We start from the raw sequence: 21047 nt of genomic DNA on the forward strand, positions 1-21047 counted from the left end.
AGCCTTTTTCCTTGAAAAATCGGTGAGAAGGCCAAATAAAAAAGGTACCCAACGCAATGTGGATACCTTTATATGATTCATTTACATAAACCGGAAAATGACTCGTCCGGTTTGTGGACCATTTACCCATTTCGGTTGTGAAGAGGGACCACACAAATCGGTGGAGTTTACTTTATTACGTACCGGAGGAATCACGTTCAGGACAGAGATTCCGCTTTCGGGAAGAGTATAAAGCAAACGGTCGCGGCCATCACGAGGCTGATATACTCCGATATATGCGTCGGGAGTTTCGTTTGTCAGGCTGATAGTGCCTTCTTTCGTTTGGATATTCATCCAGGAAACATCACCAAAGTATCCTTTGAATTCGGGATATGTGAAAGTCTCACCCGGAATAGGATCGTTATAGTCGTTTTCCCAAACATCGTATTGTGTTCCGTGAATACGGTTTTGCCATACACGGTAAGGTCCGGCACCCAGCCAGCGTTTGCTGATTACCTGATCTTCAGGATAGTCGAAACGAATACCCATCAAGTCTACGACACCGGAGAAATTATAGGTGTAATCCAAAGCCAGTTCCCCACTCGGGTTAATTGTCCATTGGGTCTTATCCAGGTTGCCCAGTTTATAATTGGCGGTAACAACCAGATTACCTCCGTCTTCTTTCACATCCAGTTTCGTAAATACGGCAGCATCGGGGAATTCGCTGTATGTGCGGTCTTTTTCTTTTGCTTTCTCATCATCATGGTTATAGAACTGATCCAATGAGCGGTCTGCACGACGGGCTCCGATGAAACGGGGGCCATTGGCGAAACTAATCTTACGGTTATCTACAGATACTCCTTTCAGTTGTCCGTCTTTCTTTGAGAAGATAAACGTACGCTTATTCGCTTTCACAGTAAGCTCATTTTCTGTCTCTGTATAAGCAGGACGACTGGACAAGGGAGAAAGCTGTTCTGTCTGCTGATTCAGTTGGTTGACCGGGAAAGTCCAGCGCCAAAGTTCATGGCCGTATGGATCGATTGCTGTCAGGAAGAGGGCGTCTGCATTGGGGAGGATATTTGTTTTTATATCCAAAATGCCTGCCGAGTGAGCAACCACGTCACTGCCTTGCACTTCACCCTCTTTCAACACTTGAATAGCAGCATTGGAAGCATCTGTTGCCAGCGGGAATTTTACTTGCTTCCAAAGGAAACGGCAAGTATTCAGATTCAGATAATCGTAACGGTTTTCTACGGAGAATTTGCCATCAAATTGCTTGTTGATAGAAGTATTCATGATTTGCACCGGACTCCATAACTGCTTGATAGTGTAGTAGCTACCTTCCTTTTCGTGATGTGGTCCTACAATACCGTCTGCTCCAAAGTTTCCTTGGTTATCAATGAATCCGTCCATATCCACACGCTTCACACCTTCGTCTGCCAATACCCAAAGGAATCCACCGATACAACGGGGATGCTTGCGCATCATTTCCCAATAATCATATAATCCGGCACCATGGCCGCCATCGTATAAACCATGCAAGAATTCCGTAGGCATAAAGATTTCCGGTAAGCGCATGTAGTTCTGGCTTTCTCCGTAAGAGCGGTAATGCATGGTTTCAAAACCGGAGAAATTGCCTTGCGGGTGAATAACCGGACGTTTCTGCGGATCGTATTTATGAAACTCTCCATCCAGTTCGGTATTCCATCCTTTTTCATTACCATTACTCCACCAAATAATAGACGGATGATTCACGTCACGTTCTATCATTCCTTCAATCAGACGTACTCCGGTGGGGGTATCATACTTGCCATGCCAGCCTCCCAATTCATCCATCACATAAAGTCCGAGAGAATCACAGGCTTCCAAAAATTCCGGGTCAGCCGGATAGTGGCTCAAACGGACAGAATTCATGTTCATGCCTTTCATCAAAAGAACGTCTTCGATATTCTTCTCTTTACTCAACGTACGACCACTTTCAGGACGGAAACTATGGCGATTGACACCACGTACATTGATACGTACTCCGTTTATATAAAGTCCGTCGCTTTCGCGTACTTCAATCGTGCGGAAACCAAAATTTTCTGTTTCACTATGCAAAACCTTACCGGCCTTATCCAATAGAGAGAATTGCGCTTTATAAAGATTCGGAGTTTCCGCTGTCCATAATGCGGGGTTAGATACATTCAGTTGCAGGGAAGTCCAGTCGCCTCCTGCTTTTACGGGTACGGTGGTTTCCGTTATCTTTTTCCCTTTTTTATCTAAAATCTGTGTACGGATGCTCATTCCGTCATTAGAGATATTTGTGTAGCAGTTGGCACGGAAAGTTCCATCCATCTTTGCGTCAATGGCAATGTGCCGCAGGTTTACGGCTGGTTTCACCTCCAGGAACACCGGACGGAAGATACCGCCAAAATTCCAATAATCAGCACGACGTTCGGCAAGGTTCACACTGGCATTTTCACTTTCTTTGGCAACAGTGACTTCCAGTAAATTCTTTTTGCCATATTTCAGGAAATCCGTGACGTTGTATGAAAAACGATAGAAGGCTCCCTGATGTTTGGAACCCACTTTGCGTCCATTCACTTTTACTTCCGTGTCTGTCATCGAAGCTTCGAATACAAGATTGACCTGTTTGCCGCGAAACTTTTCCGGAACTTCAAATTCGTACTTATACATCCCTTTTTCATCGGCAACGCCTTTAGGAAATGGCTTTCCATAGAAAGTGATTCCATACTGATAAGTGCCGAAGCCTTGCAATTCCCAACAGGAAGGTACGCCGATTTTCGTCCATTTGCCGGAATTGCGTCCGTCGGTACAAAAGAAGTCCCATTCAACCATATCGTCGCATCCGTGACCGGAGAGATATTGCCTTTCCGTTTGTGGAAGGTTTTGAGCAGCCAGGGTAGTTGCCAACGCTAAGGTCGATAATAAAGTGGTTACTTTTTTCATTGTTACTTTTATTATTGTGTTAGTTATTTATTGCTATTATTGTTTACTACTGATACGGAGATGCAACGTATGTTCTTTTTTCTCTATGGCATATTTCTTCAATACACCCGGTCCGCAACTACTGTTTCCTAATCCAAGTACGGCAGCATCCATACTAAGAATAACTTCTGCACGTGGTTTTAAATCGCAATCGTGAGTTTCTTCATAGATGTCTTGTACGGTGTAATGCAGGGCAGATGCAGAAAATGCGTTTTCTACCGCGTCAACACGAATGCCTTTATTCTGTTTGTCGGTCAAGGTAAGATAATGCACTTCCTCTTTGTTTCCACTGTCCTGCGGATGTGGATAATGTACGTATTGGTCTGCAACGCTTCCTTTCCAAAGCCCTATCATAGCAGATGTTTTGCGGTCAGGATAGTTATCCTGTGGTCCTCTGCCATACCAGGTAAATGTATCATAAGCAGGCGCCAGACAGAATGCGATTCCTAAACGGGGAATTTCAGGAAGAACTCCTTGTGGCAAGAAAGTTGTTTTCAGATCAATCGTTCCATCTGAAAAGACCGTATAGACAGAAGTCGTCACCACTTTTCCTTCTTTATATAAATTACTTGTTTGAATCCGGACAATGACCGCCCCGTCTGCACGTTTTTCATGGTGGAAAGATTCCAGATTTATCTGCGGATGATCCATTCCATGCAATTTCCAGTCTTTAGCCAACCAGTTTCCGAAGCTCTTGTCATTATCTGTCGGAGCACGGAAAACTTGAGTGACAGGCTGAACCGGAAAATCATCGGAGTGAGCCAGCATTTCTTTGCCCTTATATATAAGGGAAGTCATACTTCCGTTCACTTTCTTTTCCCACTGAACAGAAAAACTGCGCCCGCTAATCAATAAAGAATTATCGTCCTCTTTCACCTGAAGCGCTCCTTTATTAATCAGATCGGCAGAAGCTAAATCTCCTTTCTGTAAGCAGAATTGTTCCCAGGCCACTTCATGTCCTGCCTTTGCCCAAAGAGCATCCGATTTCAAAACAATGCTTACTTTCAGCTGGTAATCGGAAAGAGTTTTCAATGATCGGAAAGCCGGCAAACCGATTGTGCTACTTTCCCCTGGAGCTATTTCCGGCAATGTTATTTCTCCCCGTTCTTTCTCCTTACCATCCACTGATAATGTCCATAGACAACGATAAAGTGATAAATCAATATGATGATTCCGGTTGGTTACTCTCAACTCTCCATTCTCAACTTTCAACTCAACTGGTGCATATACCTTTTTTACCTCCCAATATTTAGGCGTAGTTTCACGGTCGCTCATCAGCAATCCATTAAAGCAGAAAGCTTTTAAATTCGGCTTATCGCCAAAGTCACCGCCGTAAGCCACCATGGTACGGCCATCGGGTAATGTCTTGTAGATTCCCTGATCTACCCAATCCCATATAAAACCACCTAGCATACGGGGATTGCTATATATCTCATCCCAATATTCCTTGAAATTTCCTAATGCATTCCCCATGGAATGTGCATATTCACTCGTCATCACCGGACGGTCGTCATTGGTACGTTCCGCAATTTCCAGCAACCGTTCCCAACGTGCATTTTCAGCGCGTTCCTTGTCTTCTCCCTCTGCAATGCCGGGATTTAAGTATTCCTGTTTCACCCGGGTATAAAAGCGGCTGATAACATCGACCGTCTTCGGGTCAGGATTTCCGTCCACTCCCTGCGCCCCCTCATAGTGTACAGGACGAGTGGGATCGAAATCATGCAGCCATGCCGAAATAGCAGCGAAGTTCGGTCCGTAACCGCTTTCGTTTCCCATGCTCCACATTACAATACATGGATAATTCTTATCACGTTCCGCCATACGGACCGCACGGTCCATAAATGCTGCATGCCAGTCGGGGGTACTTGCGAGTGTTCCACGCAATCCGTGTTCTTCTATATCCGCTTCGTCCATCACGTACAATCCCAAGCTGTCGCATAGCTCGTACCAACGGCTTACATTCGGGTAATGACTGGTGCGCACAGCATTTATATTTGCCTGCTTCATTAAAAGAATATCCTGAAGCATTCGTTCTTCGCTCATGACACGTGCCGTCCGTGGATCATGTTCGTGGCGGTTCACTCCACGAAAACGAACCGGATTACCGTTCACTAACAGTTGTCCTTTTTTGATTTCTACAGAGCGGAAACCTACGGCCTGTTCTATCTGTTCTACGACTTTTCCTTCTCCATTTTGGAGAGTTAAGTGTAATTTATAAAGATAGGGTGTTTCTGCCGTCCATCTTTCCGGCGATTTTATAATGGCTGACAAACGTCCCATCTTACGCGGGCCACGCTGCGGATACCATTCATTCATCCGGCTTGCTTTATGCTCCAAATCAAGCATATCTTCCACATCACCTTTCAATGTGGCAACTTCTTTGCCTGAAGCATCCTTTAATACTCCCTGTAAGACATACCCTTTTCCGGTCATCCCTCGATATACACTGAATTGCGGATCAATCTGCAAAATAAAGTCTTCATAATCACCAGCAGACGCAGGAAGAGTGCGTACCGCATAATCACGGACATGAATATCCGGCGTATGTATCAGATGAATACTACGATGAATACCACCAAAACGCCAGAAATCCTGATCTTCCAGATAAGAACCGTCACTATATCGGTAGACTTCCAGTGAAATCTGATTTTCTCCGGATTTCAGATACTTCGTGACATTAAATTCGCTCGGTTCCATACTGCCTTGGCTATACCCTACCCGCTCACCGTTGATCCAAACATAAAAGGCGCTCATTACGCCCTCAAACCGTAGAAAAGTCTGTCCATTCACTTCCCATCCGGTCGGCAATACAAAAGTGCGGCGATATTGCCCTACCGGGTTTCTTTCTTTATACGTGGTATAGTCAGTTCTCGGTTCTCCCATCACCCGTGGAGGATCTATTTTAAACGGATAGCCTGCTGAAACATAGATAGGCGTGCCATATCCGTTCACTTCCCAGTTGGCGGGAACAGGAAAATCCGTCCAATCTTTATCATCAAAATTTATCTGATAGAAGTTCACGACTCTTTCATTGGGAACGGGAGTCCAACGGAATTTCCAGGTTCCGTCTAAAGAGATTGAGCCGTCTCCTTTCTGTACAGAGAAAGGGGTAAAAGTAGCTCTTGCCGGTTCACGGTTGATCTGGAGAACATGATGATTCTCCCAATCATGCATTGTTTGTGCCTGTGTAGGACTTACAAACAATGCGCCAAGCAGTAAAGTATATATTTTCATTCGTTCTTTTTTCTTCATATCAAGTAGACGAACGAAAGGGCATTTTGTACCCCTTTCTTTTACAGAAATATTAAAGAACAATAAAAGGAGTAACACTCTATAAAGAAAAGCTTTACCTTGTGGCGTATAATTACTTCTAATATTATGATGATGAAAAAACTACTATTTAGCAGCCTCTTTTTATTAGGCAGTCTCGTTTCACAAGCACAACACGAGTACACAATTAAAGGTGAGGTAAAAGGAGTGAAAGACGGAACTCATGTTTCCTTATTTTTGACGGATGGACGCGTAGGAAGCATAGTTGGTACGGATACGATACGTAATGGAACTTTCTTTTTCAAGCGAAATGCAGGAGAAAGCGGTATGGATCAACTGTCTCTCATGTGTCGCGATACAGATTTCCCTCCAATGTCGTTAGATATTTATGCAACTCCGGGCGCAAAAATAAAAGTAACGGGCACAAACCCTCTGATTTATACATGGAGGGTAGACAGTCCGGTAAAAGAACAACAAGAACATAATAGATTCATTGAGGATTCCCGTGACTTATGGGACGAATTTCAACGCTTGGCTATCAAAGAAAGAAGTATGCGTTCAGCTTCAGAAACCGAACGAAAAGCACTTCGAACAAAGAGTGATAGTATATCTTCCATTATTAATCAACGGGAATTAAAGTTGATGAGGGAACTCCCTATTTCTAATGTCTGGATGGAAAAATTGCTCCGTTTGAGTATGTCATTGAAGTACAATCCAAAGTTTACCAATAAGGAAGAAATACTGGCTTTGTATGACAGATTAAACGAAGAACAGAAAGCTTCCATTGAAGGACAAGAAATCAGGGTTAATCTCTTTCCTCCTAAAACGGTGAAAGAAGGAGATGACATGGCAGATGCCGATCTTTTTGATTTAGATGGAAAGGTGCATCATTTGGCTGATTTCAAAGGAAAATATATGTTACTTGATTTCTGGAGCAGCGGTTGTGGTCCCTGCATCATGGCTTTACCTGAAATGAAAGAGATTCAGGAGCAATATAAAGACCGACTCACTATCATCAGTTTGAGTTCGGATACGCAAAATAGGTGGAAAGCTGCTTCTGCACAACATGAAATGACTTGGCAAAACTTAAGCGACTTGAAACAGACTGCAGGACTATATGCTGTGTATGACGTTAACGGTATTCCGAATTATGTTCTTATCTCTCCCGAAGGCAAAATCGTGAAAATGTGGTCGGGCTATGGTAAAGGCAGCTTGAAATTAAAGATGCGTAGATATTTGGATGCACCAAAGCGTGAAATGAGTATCACCGGGGACACCAATAGAAAAGTCGTTAATCATCCGAGTTTTGAATCAACCAATACTGATATTCTTGAAGTGAAGCAGGTAGAATTGACTGATACAGCCACTATCGTTCATTTTTATGCATATTACATACCCAAATACTGGATACAAGTAAGTGTAAATGCCAAACTAGTAGACGAGCAAGGTGCATCATACACATTACAAAAGGCTGACGGCATTACTCCCGGTAAGCATTTCTTTCTGCCTGAAAGCGGAGAAGCCGAATTTTCCCTAACTTTCAAACCATTACCTCTCAAAACTAAATCATTCAATTTCACAGAAGGAACAGCCAAAAACGATTGGCAAATAAATGGGATAAAGCTTACTAGATAAAGAAAAAGAAATGTGCCAAAATAAAATCATAAAGGAGTTTTGGCACATTCTCTCTATTAATATTTGAATATCGAATATTAAAATAAGAATATTGTATTAACATTAAATATCTTGCAATTTAAAATAACCGTATAAGTCGCTCAAAAAGAGCTGTAAATATGTTATAATCTTCGCAGAAATGGTTTTCTTTGTTATAAGATATGTCTCATATATCTTATATTCAGTACAAAACAATAAAAGAAATGGAAGATTACAAACAGACACTCTATAACGATGAATTATTAAACATTTTACCCGACGGAGTGATTATATTTGATACAAATGGAGAAGTTATACAACTCAATCAGCAGGCTTTTGCAGAACTGCATGTTCATCCGTCGGTCAATGATATGCTTCCCTTTCCTACCAATCGTTTATTTAAACTGCTAAATAAAAAGGAAGATATACTTTCGACTATTCTGGAAAAGATTCGTCAGGGAGAAAATACGTATTCATTACCTGAACATACCTTCATGCAAGAACAGGTTGATTACACACAATTTCCCATAAGAGGAGAATTTGCAACGATCAGGGATAGAACTAATTTAAACAAGATCTTATTCTTTTTCCGCAATATTACAGTAGAGCTTACACAGGAATATATTCTGAATACTGCTTTGCAAAGAACCAGAATCTATCCATGGTATTATGATATAAGTCGGAGTGAATTTACTCTTGACGATCGTTATTTTGAACATTTAGGTATTCCGGCAGGAGAAAATAATACTTTGACAATGGAGGAATATGTGAATATGATTCATCCGGACGATCGGCAACCTATGGCTGATGCCTTTGTTGTACAACTTAGTGGTAATACAACTTTTGACAAAACAGTTCCATTCCGTCTGCGCCGGGGGGATGGTACTTGGGAATGGTTTGAAGGGCAGTCAACTTATATTGCAAACATATCCGGCCATCCCTATCGGTTAGTGGGAATCTGCTTGAGTATTCAGGAATATAAAGACATAGAAAACACCTTAATCGAGGCACGTAAAAAAGCAGAAGAAAGCGATCGTCTTAAAATGGCGTTTTTAGCCAATATGAGTCATGAAATCCGTACGCCGCTGAATGCAATCGTCGGCTTTTCTGATGTTATAGGTTCCACTTATGATGAGTTAAGTGAAGAGGAACGTGCCGATTTCGTGCGACTAATCAGCATCAATAGCGAACATTTAGTACGATTGATTGACGACATACTTGATTTGTCCAAGATTGAATCAAATACGATTAAATTTACTTTCTCCAACTGTTCCCTTAACTCTTTAATGATGGACATAGAGAAAGAACAGGCAATGAAACCTATTTCCGAAATTGAAATAAAGTCATTATTACCGGATGAAGATGTTTATATCAACACAGATATTACACGCCTGAAACAAGTAATATGCAATTTCATTAATAATGCCCGGAAATTCACCCAAAAAGGATATATTCATTTTGGGTATACGCTTGATAACAGAAATGCGGATTCAGTACAAATATTTGTAGAAGATACCGGTTCGGGAATTCCGCAAGAATGTTTGAATGAAATCTTTGATCGTTTCTACAAAGTAGATACTTTTAAACAGGGAACCGGTTTAGGACTTTCTATCTGTAAAACGATTGTAGAACACCTGCAAGGAGATATCTCCGTTAAATCAGAGATTGGGAAAGGTAGTTGTTTTACCGTTACATTACCATTTGATAGAAAAACAGAAGATTAGCGTCCTCTATATTCTTGAGGGGTAATACCAGTATGCTGCTTAAAAAACTTATTAAAGAAGGAGATATTATTAAACCCTAAAGATAGAGCTATATTTTTTACAGGTTCATCGGTCGACTTTAAACGGGATTTAGCTTCCATCAAAATGACAGAAGCAATCACCTCTAATGGAGTATTTCCTGCCGCCTTTTTAATTGTAGAACAGAAATGGGGCAGGCTAAGTCCTAACTCATCAGCATAGAAAGATGTTCCGTGATGGATTGTATAATGTTTCATGACTAATTTTAAAAACTCCTGATAAATCTCATACTTTCTTGATTGAGAAGACAGATACCAATTATTCTGTAACTTATATATTTCTGTAGCCCCTTGGATAAACATGGTAAGAACAGCTTTTACTATCTCCTTATTTTCGCGCGTCCTAAGTGAAGCGTATGAAAGAATAGATGATTCATAAAACATTTTATAACTACAGGCCTGAAGTGGAGATAAAGCAACTATCGGATTCTCCATAATTACCGGAAGAAGGTGCTGGGTAGCTTTCATCAAATTTATACTTTCTATAAAATGAGATGAAAAGCCTGCATAATAAATCTGGATATCGGATGAGAATGTGTGCACCTCTAATATGCAATTAGGCGGCAAAGTTATTAAATCATTTTCACTAATATGATGGGTATTGGTATTGATCGTCACCTCCATAGTGCCTTTTATACAAAGAATAAATAAGCCGGATTCAATCTTACATGGAAAATTCTTATAGCTCTTCAGTAAATCTTTTGCGAATCCCTCTCCTACAATATAATCAACCGGCAAATCATACTTTGGTATATTACTTTCCATTATTGCTCTTTTTGTTTGTCCTCAAAGATAGAGATTATTTAATTCCTATCTTTTAAATAATTAAAATCGGAACATTGAATCATAAAAAAATAACATCTATATTCTATTTCTAAGAAAATGATCCGAATATAAAGAAACGGGATGCGGAAAGTTTACCTTATCCGTATCCCGTTTTATTGAAATCAATTGATAGAAAGATTTATTGAATATCCAATGCGTCAAAAGCAATTCCGTCCATATTTTCTGCCGAAAGTAATACTTTGTAATGTCCGGCATTGATAAAGGTTCCGGTGGTGGTGCTCATCATCTTCCATTTATCCGGTGTTTCCGGGAAGTTCAATACGTCCTCTTTCAATACTACTCCTTTTGAATCAATGAATTTCATTAAGACAGGTATTGGCTTTCCGGTAGTATTCATATATTTAAAGCGAAGGGCGTACACCTGCGCCAACCCAGTAGAAACATTCCATTCAATACTGTTACCTTTTCCTTTACCAAAAAACACTCCCATCTGTTTGCGATGTTCTTTCTTTTGGAATTTGCCTTTCAGCACTGCCGTTTCCGCTTCGTATGATATACTGACACGAGCATTTTTGTCTTCCGGAAGTAACTCTTTCGGAGTCTTTTCCATTACTTCTTTATCCGCCTTTTCCCAACTCCAGCCGGACGCAGGGAATACCGTCGGTTTCAGTTCCTGATCTGTGCTGGCAATAGCAATGCCTGAAATCAAGGCTTGTCCTGCTTTCACTTCCGGGAAATGAATTTTCAACATTCCCCCCTTCACTGTGGCATATACTACTTTCTTACAAACTCCGTCATGACCGCTTTCAGCCCAAATATCCAAGTCGTCTAATACAACAGAATCATTCACGGCAACATCAAATATGCGCAGCCCTTCACAGTCGGTAGAAGCGCTTCCGCCCGTACCATGCCAAGGCTCTGTGAAATACAGTTCAATACGATATGTTCCGTCTGCCACAGGGAAACGATATTCCAACTGATGACGTCCGAAGCGGAAATGTTGGAATAACGTCCAGTCGCGGGTGCCACGAATCGGATCATTGGTGGTACGTTGACTGGCAAGATAAGGATTCAGGTCCTTGAAATTCTCCGCCCATGAACGGGAATAATTCGTATTGTCCTGCAACCATAACTGTCCGAAACTATCTGTATAATCATCCCCTCCACAGTTGAGACGATACAGATAATTATATCCTGCCTCTCCTTTCAATATCTTTTTATCATCCTGATAAAGAAGTTCGAAGTTAGGGGCTTGCTCCAAGCCATTCAATAGGATCAGGTCTTCTGCCACTGGCTTACCTTTGTAATAGCCTACTGCACGAAGCACGTTATAACGAATATCCCGGTTTTCCCACATAAAATGAGTGCCTGTTCCGTTGTTCTTTTTACGTCCGAGGAAGGTTGCCTTTTCATTTGTCAGATCGTTGTATAGCAATACAGAATCACAATTGCTGTAAGCCTCGATAGTGGCACGGCGACGTCCTTTTTCAAAACGGTTGGCCCATGTATGTGATACCAAGTAAACCATCGGGTCTTTTGCAGCCGGAACATAGTTGGCGCGATACATATAATATACGTCCAACGGTTCTTCCCACGGAGTAACCAATCCTTTATAATTGAACGGACCTACTTTATCTATTTTGCGATACGCTTCATCCGGCTGGCGGCGTCCGGGATTGTCATGACTGCTATATATCCACTGGAATTGTCCGCAAACACTATCTTTAGCTTGTTCTGCCAAACGGATTTTAGTTTCCATCAGCTGACACATACGGTCCTCACTCCACACTCCGTTCACTTGGAAATCTCCCGGTTCCGTATGTAGGTCGATGCTTCTCCACGCTCCATATTCCCCGTTCAATAATTGGTTCGCTTGAGAGAGCTCACGATCGTATTTCGTCACATCTCCTCCATACGTCCCACTCCAATTTTGAATCACATTCCAGTCTGTACCTTCACCACCATTGCAGGTTGTTATGACACGCATTGTCTTGGCAGTCGGGTCCATTTCCCGGATAAGGTCACTGCACTCCTGTGCAAACTCACGAGGCAAAGTGCTTTCATTCTGCAATCCCCACATCACCACTGACGGAGAATTACGACGTTCTTTCACCCATTGACGAAGCAACTTTTTAAAGTTCTCACGAAACTCCGGAGTGTCATACCACACGTGGGCGGAAAATTGTGTCCAAAACAAGATTCCCTCTTCATCCCAGTATTTTTGATAATCGAGATGATGGGGCTGATGAGCATCGCGGAACGCATTGAAACCGGCTGCACGTATCTGTTTTACCCTTGCGGCAACCTGTTCATTACCGAACGCATGGCTTTGTCCGAACTGATGCTCATACTCGCATACTCCATTGATAAACACGGGCTTCCCGTTCAGGTAAAAACGTCCGTCTCCATCGTTTCGTTTTACCGGCCAGCTAATGGTACGAATACCGAAGGGTGTCGAAATTTCATCCGTTGTCTTCGTATCACGCTTAATCATACTAGCCAATTTATAGAGATATGGATTTTCCGTATTCCATAAGACAGGATTCTCAACAGGAGCCTGCTGGCGAATCACTTTCATTTCTCCCGGAGCTAAAGTTACTTTTTCAACCAAACGGAAAACTTGTTTTCCATCGGCATTGCTTAGTTTATTGACTAACTCTACCGTTTCTGTTGTTTTACTATAATTCTTAACCTCTGTTTCTACAAATACGTTAGCAGCCTTTTCGTCATTCCAAATATGTACACCGAAAGGTTCTATGCGAATCTCATCCGTTACTTCCAATACCACAGGACGGAAGATACCTAACGGTTGGGAACCCTCACTGAATCCCCATTCCGACGAACATCCCCCACATACCCAAGGCATATCGGCAATCATTTCAGGATGCTCGGCTTTCACTTCCAGGCGATTTACTCCCTGTTTCAATTCATCTGTGACATCCAAAGTCAACGTGGTGCGACCTATGGGATGACGACCGAAGTCCTTTCCGTTCACTGTAATGGTGGCGTATGTACCTACTCCGTCAAAACGAAGGAAATATTTTTTAAGTTGAGAGTTGAGAATTGAGAATTGAGAGTTGTTGAGGGTGAAGTCTTTTTTGTAAAGAACGGTTCCGTGAAGATTGCCGTGAGTCAATTGACGATACCCATAATAATCATCCCAGTTATGAGGTATATTCACAGTCTTTTCACTCTCAACTCTCAACTTTCCATTCTCAACTCTCCAAGTTTTCCAGCCTTCATTTAATTCAATAATTTGCCGGCGGTTCTTGATTTCCGGTTTCGGGAAACGGACAGCCGAACGTCCCATCGGCTTACTGGTAGCAATGGCAATGCCACGTTGCTCTGCGTTGTTTACCGCACAATAGAAATGATAAACCACTCCGTCATGTTTCACCACATAGCTTTTATGAGCAAACAGTTCATCGTAGTTCTTGGAGGGAATAATCAGGTCGGTCCCTTTCCAGTCGGTCCAGTTCACCAAATCATAGCTGGCGGCAAATGTATTGAATGCTTTATATTTACGCGATGGTTCAAAAGCAGAGAAATAGAACATTACATACACATCTCCCATCTTTTGGATATGCGCATCTCCTGTAATGGTTCCATCTGCTTCGTGCGCGAAGACCGGATTTCCGGAGTAGCGTTTCCATGTTTTCATATCTTTGGAAAGCGCAATGCCGACACGTTCGCCCTTTAAATTCGTTTCCGGATGATGCCCGCCCGCGTTGTAATACATCACAAACGGAGCTCCCAATGTTTTATCTTTATCCCAATAAACGGTACTCTTATATTGAGTCAGTTTTTCCCACCATTGGGCATCTTTATCATGGATGCTCAAAATCGGTTTGTCCAGAGATTCCCATTCATGTGCCGTAGAAATATCTCCTTTCGTCCATGCCAGTCCGACATAAAGCGGAGCTTTTACAGCTTCGTAGCCTGTTCCTTCACCGCCGATATAAGTCATCCAATGGCGACCTTTATAAGTCTGAAGCTCATAGCTTCCACCCCATTCCATATCCGGCAATGCAGGAAATCCGCCACGCTGATTGCAGTCCCATTTTCCATCCCGATAAGAAAGAACCCGTCCCAAAGTGCGCCATTCGAGCAAATTATCACTTTCTGCTATCCACGTTTCGTAACCACGACCATCGGTTCCACCTTTGCCGTTGTAAACCACATAAGTCATCAGCCACTTGTCTCCCTGACGAAAAACGGTAGGACAATCAATCTTATGATAATTGTCTGCCGGGGCAACTGCGAGCCCGTACTTGTATGGTGTCTTTACTTCCTCGTAAATCTGCTCCATTCGTTCCTGCGGAACTTCCCTTTGCGCATACAGAGAGAAAGTGGTGGCTATACTAAAAACTGCCAGCAATAACTTCTTCATGATACTTTTTCTAATCGTTTAATACTTAAATAGTGCATAACCACTAAATGATAATTTTGCGGAGTGCCCTGAAAGGGCTTAATTATATAGCGTAGGGCAACGCCCTACGTAAAAACGACAATCTGAATTTGCGCCCTGAAAGGGCATAATTGTATACGGTTCCGCCCTTTCAGGGCTTGTGGCTGGTGTGTTTTTTTCGTAGGGCGTTGCCCTACGCTATATAATTAAGCCCTTTCAGGGCACCCCAATAAATATATAATTGTAAGGCTTTCAGCCTAACTGCAAAATTCCCATTTAACTGCAAAATTCCCATTTAACCGCTAAATTCCCATTTAACTGCTAAATTCCCATTAATAAAACAACCAATCCATTGTCTCTTCATCCCCGGCAAGCCCGGCATTACGAACTTTCGTTTCCGCAGCCGTGAATCCTAACACTTGCAGATAACCTTTGGGTAACATCAACGTATGCTTTCCAGCCGGAAAACTATATGCATGTACATTTGCCAAAGGCATTCCGTTGATACGGACGGCATTCGTCAACACGGGTTCCGCCTGACCGTAGTCATTGGCTGACGCATCGATTTCCAGTTTCGGAGCTTTTGCATATTTTTTCTGGTCGTCTTTGAAATAAGCGACTAACAATTTCACCGGAGCATCCGTTTCGAAAGTGATGCTTGTGCCTTTCTCTCTCTGCTCATTTCCATTGAAGCGGAGCGCCTTCATTCCTTTCAATTCCGGAGCTACTGCTTCTATCTTACCTGGAACATCCACAAATAAAGAAGTCCCCTCATCCACTTTCACTGTCGGATAATTAGAGATCAGTTTCACATTTGCAGGAGTCCAGGCAGCAATCTCGACAGTTTCAGTCACTGCATTTCCATTCTGTTTTTCTTTCAACAAAGCGAGGTTGGCTTTGAAATTCTCCAATTCCTTCTCATAGTGTACCAGCAGTTCTTTCCAAGTCTTATTCTTTCCATCATCTCCACCGATAGGAATACGACGTTGGGCAGTCTGCATACTGTTGGCATATAAGTAATGTTCGTCCGTCAGTTCCACCAATTTGCGATAGTGTTCCAAGCTTTGTTCCATCAAAGGAATAGCTTCTTCAAGATTCTTAATCTCTTTTCCCCATTGATAATCCAATACCAGTTTGGCAGCTTTCACTTTCAGGTTGAACGCATACGCAAACTCACGATAACAATGCATATCATTCTGCAAACGTGCGAATTCATCTTTATTTGAAGAGACGGAACCAGCTGCTTTATCAATAGCCGCTACTGCTTTATCTCCATGTTCTATTACTTGAGCAACAATATCCAAAGGCATTTCACCCACATGAGGTTGCTTTTTCCATTCTTTCTCTACATACTCTATCAGCTTCTCTCCTTCCGGTCCGCAGCTTTCATAGAATCCCGGGTAGATCGTATATTTGTATGGATTGACAAGCTGACTCATAAACATACCCAGTAATAACGTTTGGCGATTTCCCTCTGTGATACCGAAACGACGCAATAACTTCGGAGCGATCTCTCCGCTTTCTTCGTATGCTACACGGATATTACTTGCATTTTCGTCAGAGGTTCCGTAGAACTTGCCCAACTGATGGTCCCAGTAACCCATTTCATCTGTACGGTCGCGATGACAGTTCCATGCATAGCGTCCCCAAGTCTGGTACCAGATCCAATCGCGATCCAACTGGAATTCACGTTCATTGTTCGGTAGTTTGTCCGCCGTATAAGGCCAGTCCCAATATGAAGCCTGCGGATAAAGGTGCAACGCATTGGCACCGTGTACATTGTGCATGGCAGTTACCGCCTTTTGTACGAAATCCGGAGAACCCCAGCGGAACGGTTCCAAATTTGCCAAAATATGTACGTTACTGATATGAATGGAACCCAACGAACTCAAATCTGTATGAATTTTCGACCAGGGACCACGAGGTTCGTAGGTAGTCAACGATTCACCATTATACTTATGCATCGTATAAAGATTCTTATAGAGCGGCAAAGCAGCGTCCATCACCAGTTTGCAGTCCGTGTCGTGTGCACGCAACAAAAGAGGCGGTTCATCCGTACGTCCCAATGCCTGTAATCCGTCTTTCACTCCCGGAATAATTGTTTTAGTAAACCATTCCACATCGTCCTCCACTGTACACATCGCTTCACCCAGACAAACAAGTAATCCTACATTGGGATATTTTTCAATGAAAGCGGTAATACTCTTGCGTGTATAATCGGCAATCAGAGGAGTAATAGGACGGTTACGGTCCTGTGTTTTCAGTCCGTAATGTTCAGCAAAAGGTTTGGAAAGAATGATATTATAAAACATCTGTATGACAAAGATACCGCGCTTGTCCGCTTCTTCCGTGAGGAAAGAGAACATTTCTTCGTTCATTTTGAAAGTTTCTTCATCTACTTCCAGTGCAAACGGATAATCTTCCAGTTTCACCAATGACGCAAACGGATGGCCATTCCAAAGGTACAGCGAATTCATGCGGTTGGCAACCAGCATATCCAAGTATTTAATCCACTGCTCTTTATCATAAAACCAGGGGAAACTTTCCGGCGTATACGGATATTCGTACACACCATGTCCCGGCAGATAGGTCATCTTCTGTAATCCTACACATGCACCACGCAATACCATTTCAGGACCGTCTTTCAGTTCCTCCGGGAAGTTCAACTTACCATCCGAATCATTCACACGGTCAATCAGTTCACGGCATCCGTAAATGACACCACTCCCATCCCTGCCGGACACTCTGGTCAGATTGCCCGTCGTCGAAATATGAAAACCTTCTTTCTTGAGCGTCGTGTCATTTACTTCCGTCAACAGAATCGTTTTGATTTCGGGATCGGAGAATGTCGTGTCTCCCTGTTGCATCATTACCTGATAACCGGCTTTATCCAAGGTAGTCTGTAACTGCTCCGCACCAAACAGAACACGATTTGACGCATCCGGCGGAGTCATAATCTTCACGGTTTGCCTGCCACACGCTGCCAAAAAAAGTGTGCATGCCGCAAACATGAATAATCTGGTATTTTTCATTCTTCTGATATATATTATAGATTATATAATTCATTTCTTCACTAAGAGCAAGACGAAATAATCCCCTGTTTGTACTCATTCGTCTCTTTTTCCACTTTTCAGCACCAAATTTCCACTTTCATCCTGCTGTGATATGCAAACACCTCATTATTTAAAAGTTATGCTTATCTTTGCCGGCTAGTGTCTTATAATATAAAACAGAAAACAAGAGCAAACAATATGAAAGAACAAACAAATTATGACTATGAAAAATACGTTCAGATAGCACAGATGGCCAAAATGGGATGGTGGGAGTCAGATTTGAAGAATAAAGAATATATCTGCTCTGACTTTATTGTTGACTTACTCGGCCTTGAAAGTAACCGCATCAGTTTCACCGAATTCCACCAAAGAATACGTGAAGACCACCGACTGCGTCTTAAAAATGAATATATGTCTCTTTCTTATCTGGAGACATACGAACAAATGTTCCCAATCCGGGCAAAAGACGGGGAAATATGGGTGTACTCTAAGATTAATTTCCAAAAGCCCGATAAAGAGGGATATAGGAACATGACAGGCTTTCTGCAATATATTGACAGACCGATCGATACTACGAATGGAAACATTGATTTCTTTCAAGTAAGCAATTTGCTTTACCAACAAACTAATATTTCATATTCATTGCTTGCTTTTCTGCAATGTGATGATGTCGCTCAAGTGGTTAACAAGACATTAGGAGATCTTCTTCACCAATTTTTGGGCGATCGTATCTATATCTTCGAAATAAACAGAAAAGAACAACGCCAGGATTGCACTTATGAGGTTACCGCCGAAGGAATATCCAAGGAACAGGAGTTCTTGAGCAATATTCCCTGGGACCCTTCTACCTGGTGGAATCATCAGATAGCTGAAAGAAGGGCTATCATACTGAACACGCTGGACGATATGCCCGAAGAAGCTGCGGAATATCGTCAGACGTTGGAGATGCAGGATATCAAGTCACTGATGGTAGTTCCGCTAATCTCTAAAGAAGAGGTATGGGGCTATATGGGAATTGATATGGTAAGAACGCAGCGTAGCTGGAGCAATGTGGATTATCAATGCTTCTCCTCCCTTGCTAATATTATCAGTATTTGCATCGAATTGCGAAAGTCGGAGTTACAAGCCAAAGAAGATCGTCTAGCTTTGGACAACAGCGAGAAGATATTGAGAAACATCTATAAGAATCTTCCGGCAGGCGTCGAACTTTACGACAAAGACGGTTATCTGGTAGATATTAATGATAAAGAGCTTGAAATATTCGGCTTGTCTGACAAGAATGAGGCATTGGGAGTTAATCTGTTCGATAATCCCAATATTCCTTCAGAGGTTAAAGAGAGATTGAGAGCGAAAGAAGATGTAAATTTCTCCATCAATTATGACTTCTCCAAAATAAATCAATATGTAGATAGCCGGAGAAATGGGATTATTAATCTTAACACTAAAGTTACTGCTCTCTATGATTCTCAAAATCGATTTATCAACTATCTGTTTATCAATATAGATACGACGGAAACGACCAATGCATACACCAAGATACAGGAGTTTGAGAATCTGTTTCTTCTCATCGGTGATTACGCCAAGGTAGGATTTGCTCATTTCAATGTATTGACAAGAGACGGATATGCCCAAGATACATGGTACAGGAATTTGGGAGAGAAAGAAGGTATTCCCATGCCACAGGTTATCGGAGTATATGCACATGTGGTTCCTGAAGATCAGGCTGTTCTGAAAAACTTTGTAGGTGAAGTGAAAACGGGAAAGGCAACCAGTTTGCGTAAAGAAGTTCGTGTATGCAGGGAGAATGGCAAATATACATGGACCAGCATTAACGTAATGGTCAGAGATTATCGTCCGCAAGACGGCATTATTGAGATGTTGTGTATCAATTATGACATCACGCCTTTGAAAGAAACTGAACAGAAATTGATTATTGCCCGTGATAAAGCGGAAGAACTGGATCGTCTGAAATCGGCTTTCCTGGCTAACATGAGTCATGAGATCCGTACTCCTCTCAATGCTATTGTCGGCTTTTCCAGTCTTCTGGCAGAAACGGATAGCAGAAGCGAACGGCAGGAATATATCAAGATTGTGCAAGAGAATAATGAACTTCTCTTGCAACTGATATCGGACATTCTCGATCTTTCGAAAATCGAAGCGGGAACATTCAATTTTGTATATACCAATGTGGATGTAAACGAGACTTGTTCTGAAATTATCAAATCAATGGGTATGAAAGTGGGTAAAGGTGTTGAACTGATTTTGGAGGAACCATTCCCGGAATGTTATATCTATACGGATAAAAACAGATTCACCCAAGTAATCAGTAACTTTATAAATAACGCATTAAAGTTCACCCAGCAAGGCAGTATCACCTTGGGATATGAACAAGTATCCCATCAGAAAATAAAATTCTATGTGCGCGACACCGGAATGGGAATACCGGAAGAAAAGCAAAAGAGCGTATTTGAACGTTTTGTGAAGCTCAATACCTTTGTTCAGGGTACAGGACTTGGACTTTCTATCTGCAAAAGCATTGTTTCCCAAATGGGAGGAGAAATTGGCGTGGATTCGACCGAAGGAATAGGTTCCTGCTTCTGGTTTACACATCCGTACCATGCTGCTGACTAGACTGACTATAAAAAGAGTTGTCCGCATGTTTGGTTTCTCAATATTAATATGATCAATATATTCGGGCAGTTTGTGGATTCTAAATGAATAGAACTATTGACTTTGCCCTTTTTATTTTGTATATTTGCAATAACCAATTAGCTAACATCAAAATGATATATACAAAAATAGATACATAAAGTAGTTTTTCAGATACATAAATATATGTCTGAAAGAGTAAAAACGGGGTGAAATTTTTGCTAATTTCACCCCGTTTTGTTTAATATATTCAGTGCCGTTTGACGAATTTCTATGAATGTCGTTTATAATAAATATAATAAACTATTTCACTTTTTATTATAAACGTTCTATGAGTTTATTAGCATCTTGTATGAGAAAAAGAAAACAGTGTAAAGGCCGAAACAACACCAATGCGATATATACAAATATATCTATACACTTATAGTAATGAACGACCTTTACAACTTGTTTTTTA

The 21047-nt window shown here is 41.8% G+C and carries 8 protein-coding genes; 3 read left to right on the top strand and 5 right to left on the bottom strand.

What is annotated here, in order from left to right; translation table 11 throughout:
- Positions 1-81: 81 nt before the first annotated feature.
- The gene (locus BSAG_RS04370) at positions 82-2931 is read right to left on the bottom strand and encodes a glycoside hydrolase family 2 TIM barrel-domain containing protein (RefSeq protein WP_008771018.1); all 2850 of its coding nucleotides are present in this window, start codon (positions 2929-2931) and stop codon (positions 82-84) included.
- 36 nt (positions 2932-2967) lie between these two features.
- The gene (locus BSAG_RS04365; protein WP_080552743.1) at positions 2968-6222 is read right to left on the bottom strand and encodes a glycoside hydrolase family 2 TIM barrel-domain containing protein; all 3255 of its coding nucleotides are present in this window, start codon (positions 6220-6222) and stop codon (positions 2968-2970) included.
- A 126-nt stretch (positions 6223-6348) separates the two neighbouring features.
- Between BSAG_RS04365 and BSAG_RS04360 the strand changes: the two genes are divergently transcribed.
- Positions 6349-7875 carry a TlpA disulfide reductase family protein gene (locus tag BSAG_RS04360; protein WP_004314674.1) on the top strand — a complete coding sequence of 509 codons (1527 nt, stop codon included), beginning with the start codon at positions 6349-6351 and terminating at the stop codon, positions 7873-7875.
- 242 nt (positions 7876-8117) lie between these two features.
- Positions 8118-9617 carry a sensor histidine kinase gene (locus tag BSAG_RS04355; RefSeq protein WP_004314671.1) on the top strand — a complete coding sequence of 500 codons (1500 nt, stop codon included), beginning with the start codon at positions 8118-8120 and terminating at the stop codon, positions 9615-9617.
- Here the strand turns inward: BSAG_RS04355 and BSAG_RS04350 are convergent.
- The 3 genes from BSAG_RS04350 to BSAG_RS04340 form a co-directional block, all read right to left on the bottom strand.
- The gene (locus BSAG_RS04350) at positions 9614-10459 is read right to left on the bottom strand and encodes an AraC family transcriptional regulator (RefSeq protein ID WP_004314666.1); all 846 of its coding nucleotides are present in this window, start codon (positions 10457-10459) and stop codon (positions 9614-9616) included. The two genes, BSAG_RS04355 and BSAG_RS04350, sit on opposite strands and share 4 nt — an antisense overlap.
- A gap of 199 nt (positions 10460-10658) precedes the next feature.
- Positions 10659-14870, bottom strand: coding sequence for a malectin domain-containing carbohydrate-binding protein (locus BSAG_RS04345; protein ID WP_008771015.1), 4212 nt, complete (start codon positions 14868-14870; stop codon positions 10659-10661).
- A gap of 350 nt (positions 14871-15220) precedes the next feature.
- The gene (locus BSAG_RS04340) at positions 15221-17920 is read right to left on the bottom strand and encodes a hypothetical protein (protein WP_008997713.1); all 2700 of its coding nucleotides are present in this window, start codon (positions 17918-17920) and stop codon (positions 15221-15223) included.
- Positions 17921-18139: 219 nt separating this feature from the next.
- Between BSAG_RS04340 and BSAG_RS04335 the strand changes: the two genes are divergently transcribed.
- Positions 18140-20572, top strand: coding sequence for an ATP-binding protein (locus BSAG_RS04335; protein ID WP_004313081.1), 2433 nt, complete (start codon positions 18140-18142; stop codon positions 20570-20572).
- Positions 20573-21047: the final 475 nt, after the last annotated feature.

The organism is Bacteroides sp. D1 (assembly GCF_000157095.2).
Lineage (GTDB): Bacteria > Bacteroidota > Bacteroidia > Bacteroidales > Bacteroidaceae > Bacteroides > Bacteroides xylanisolvens.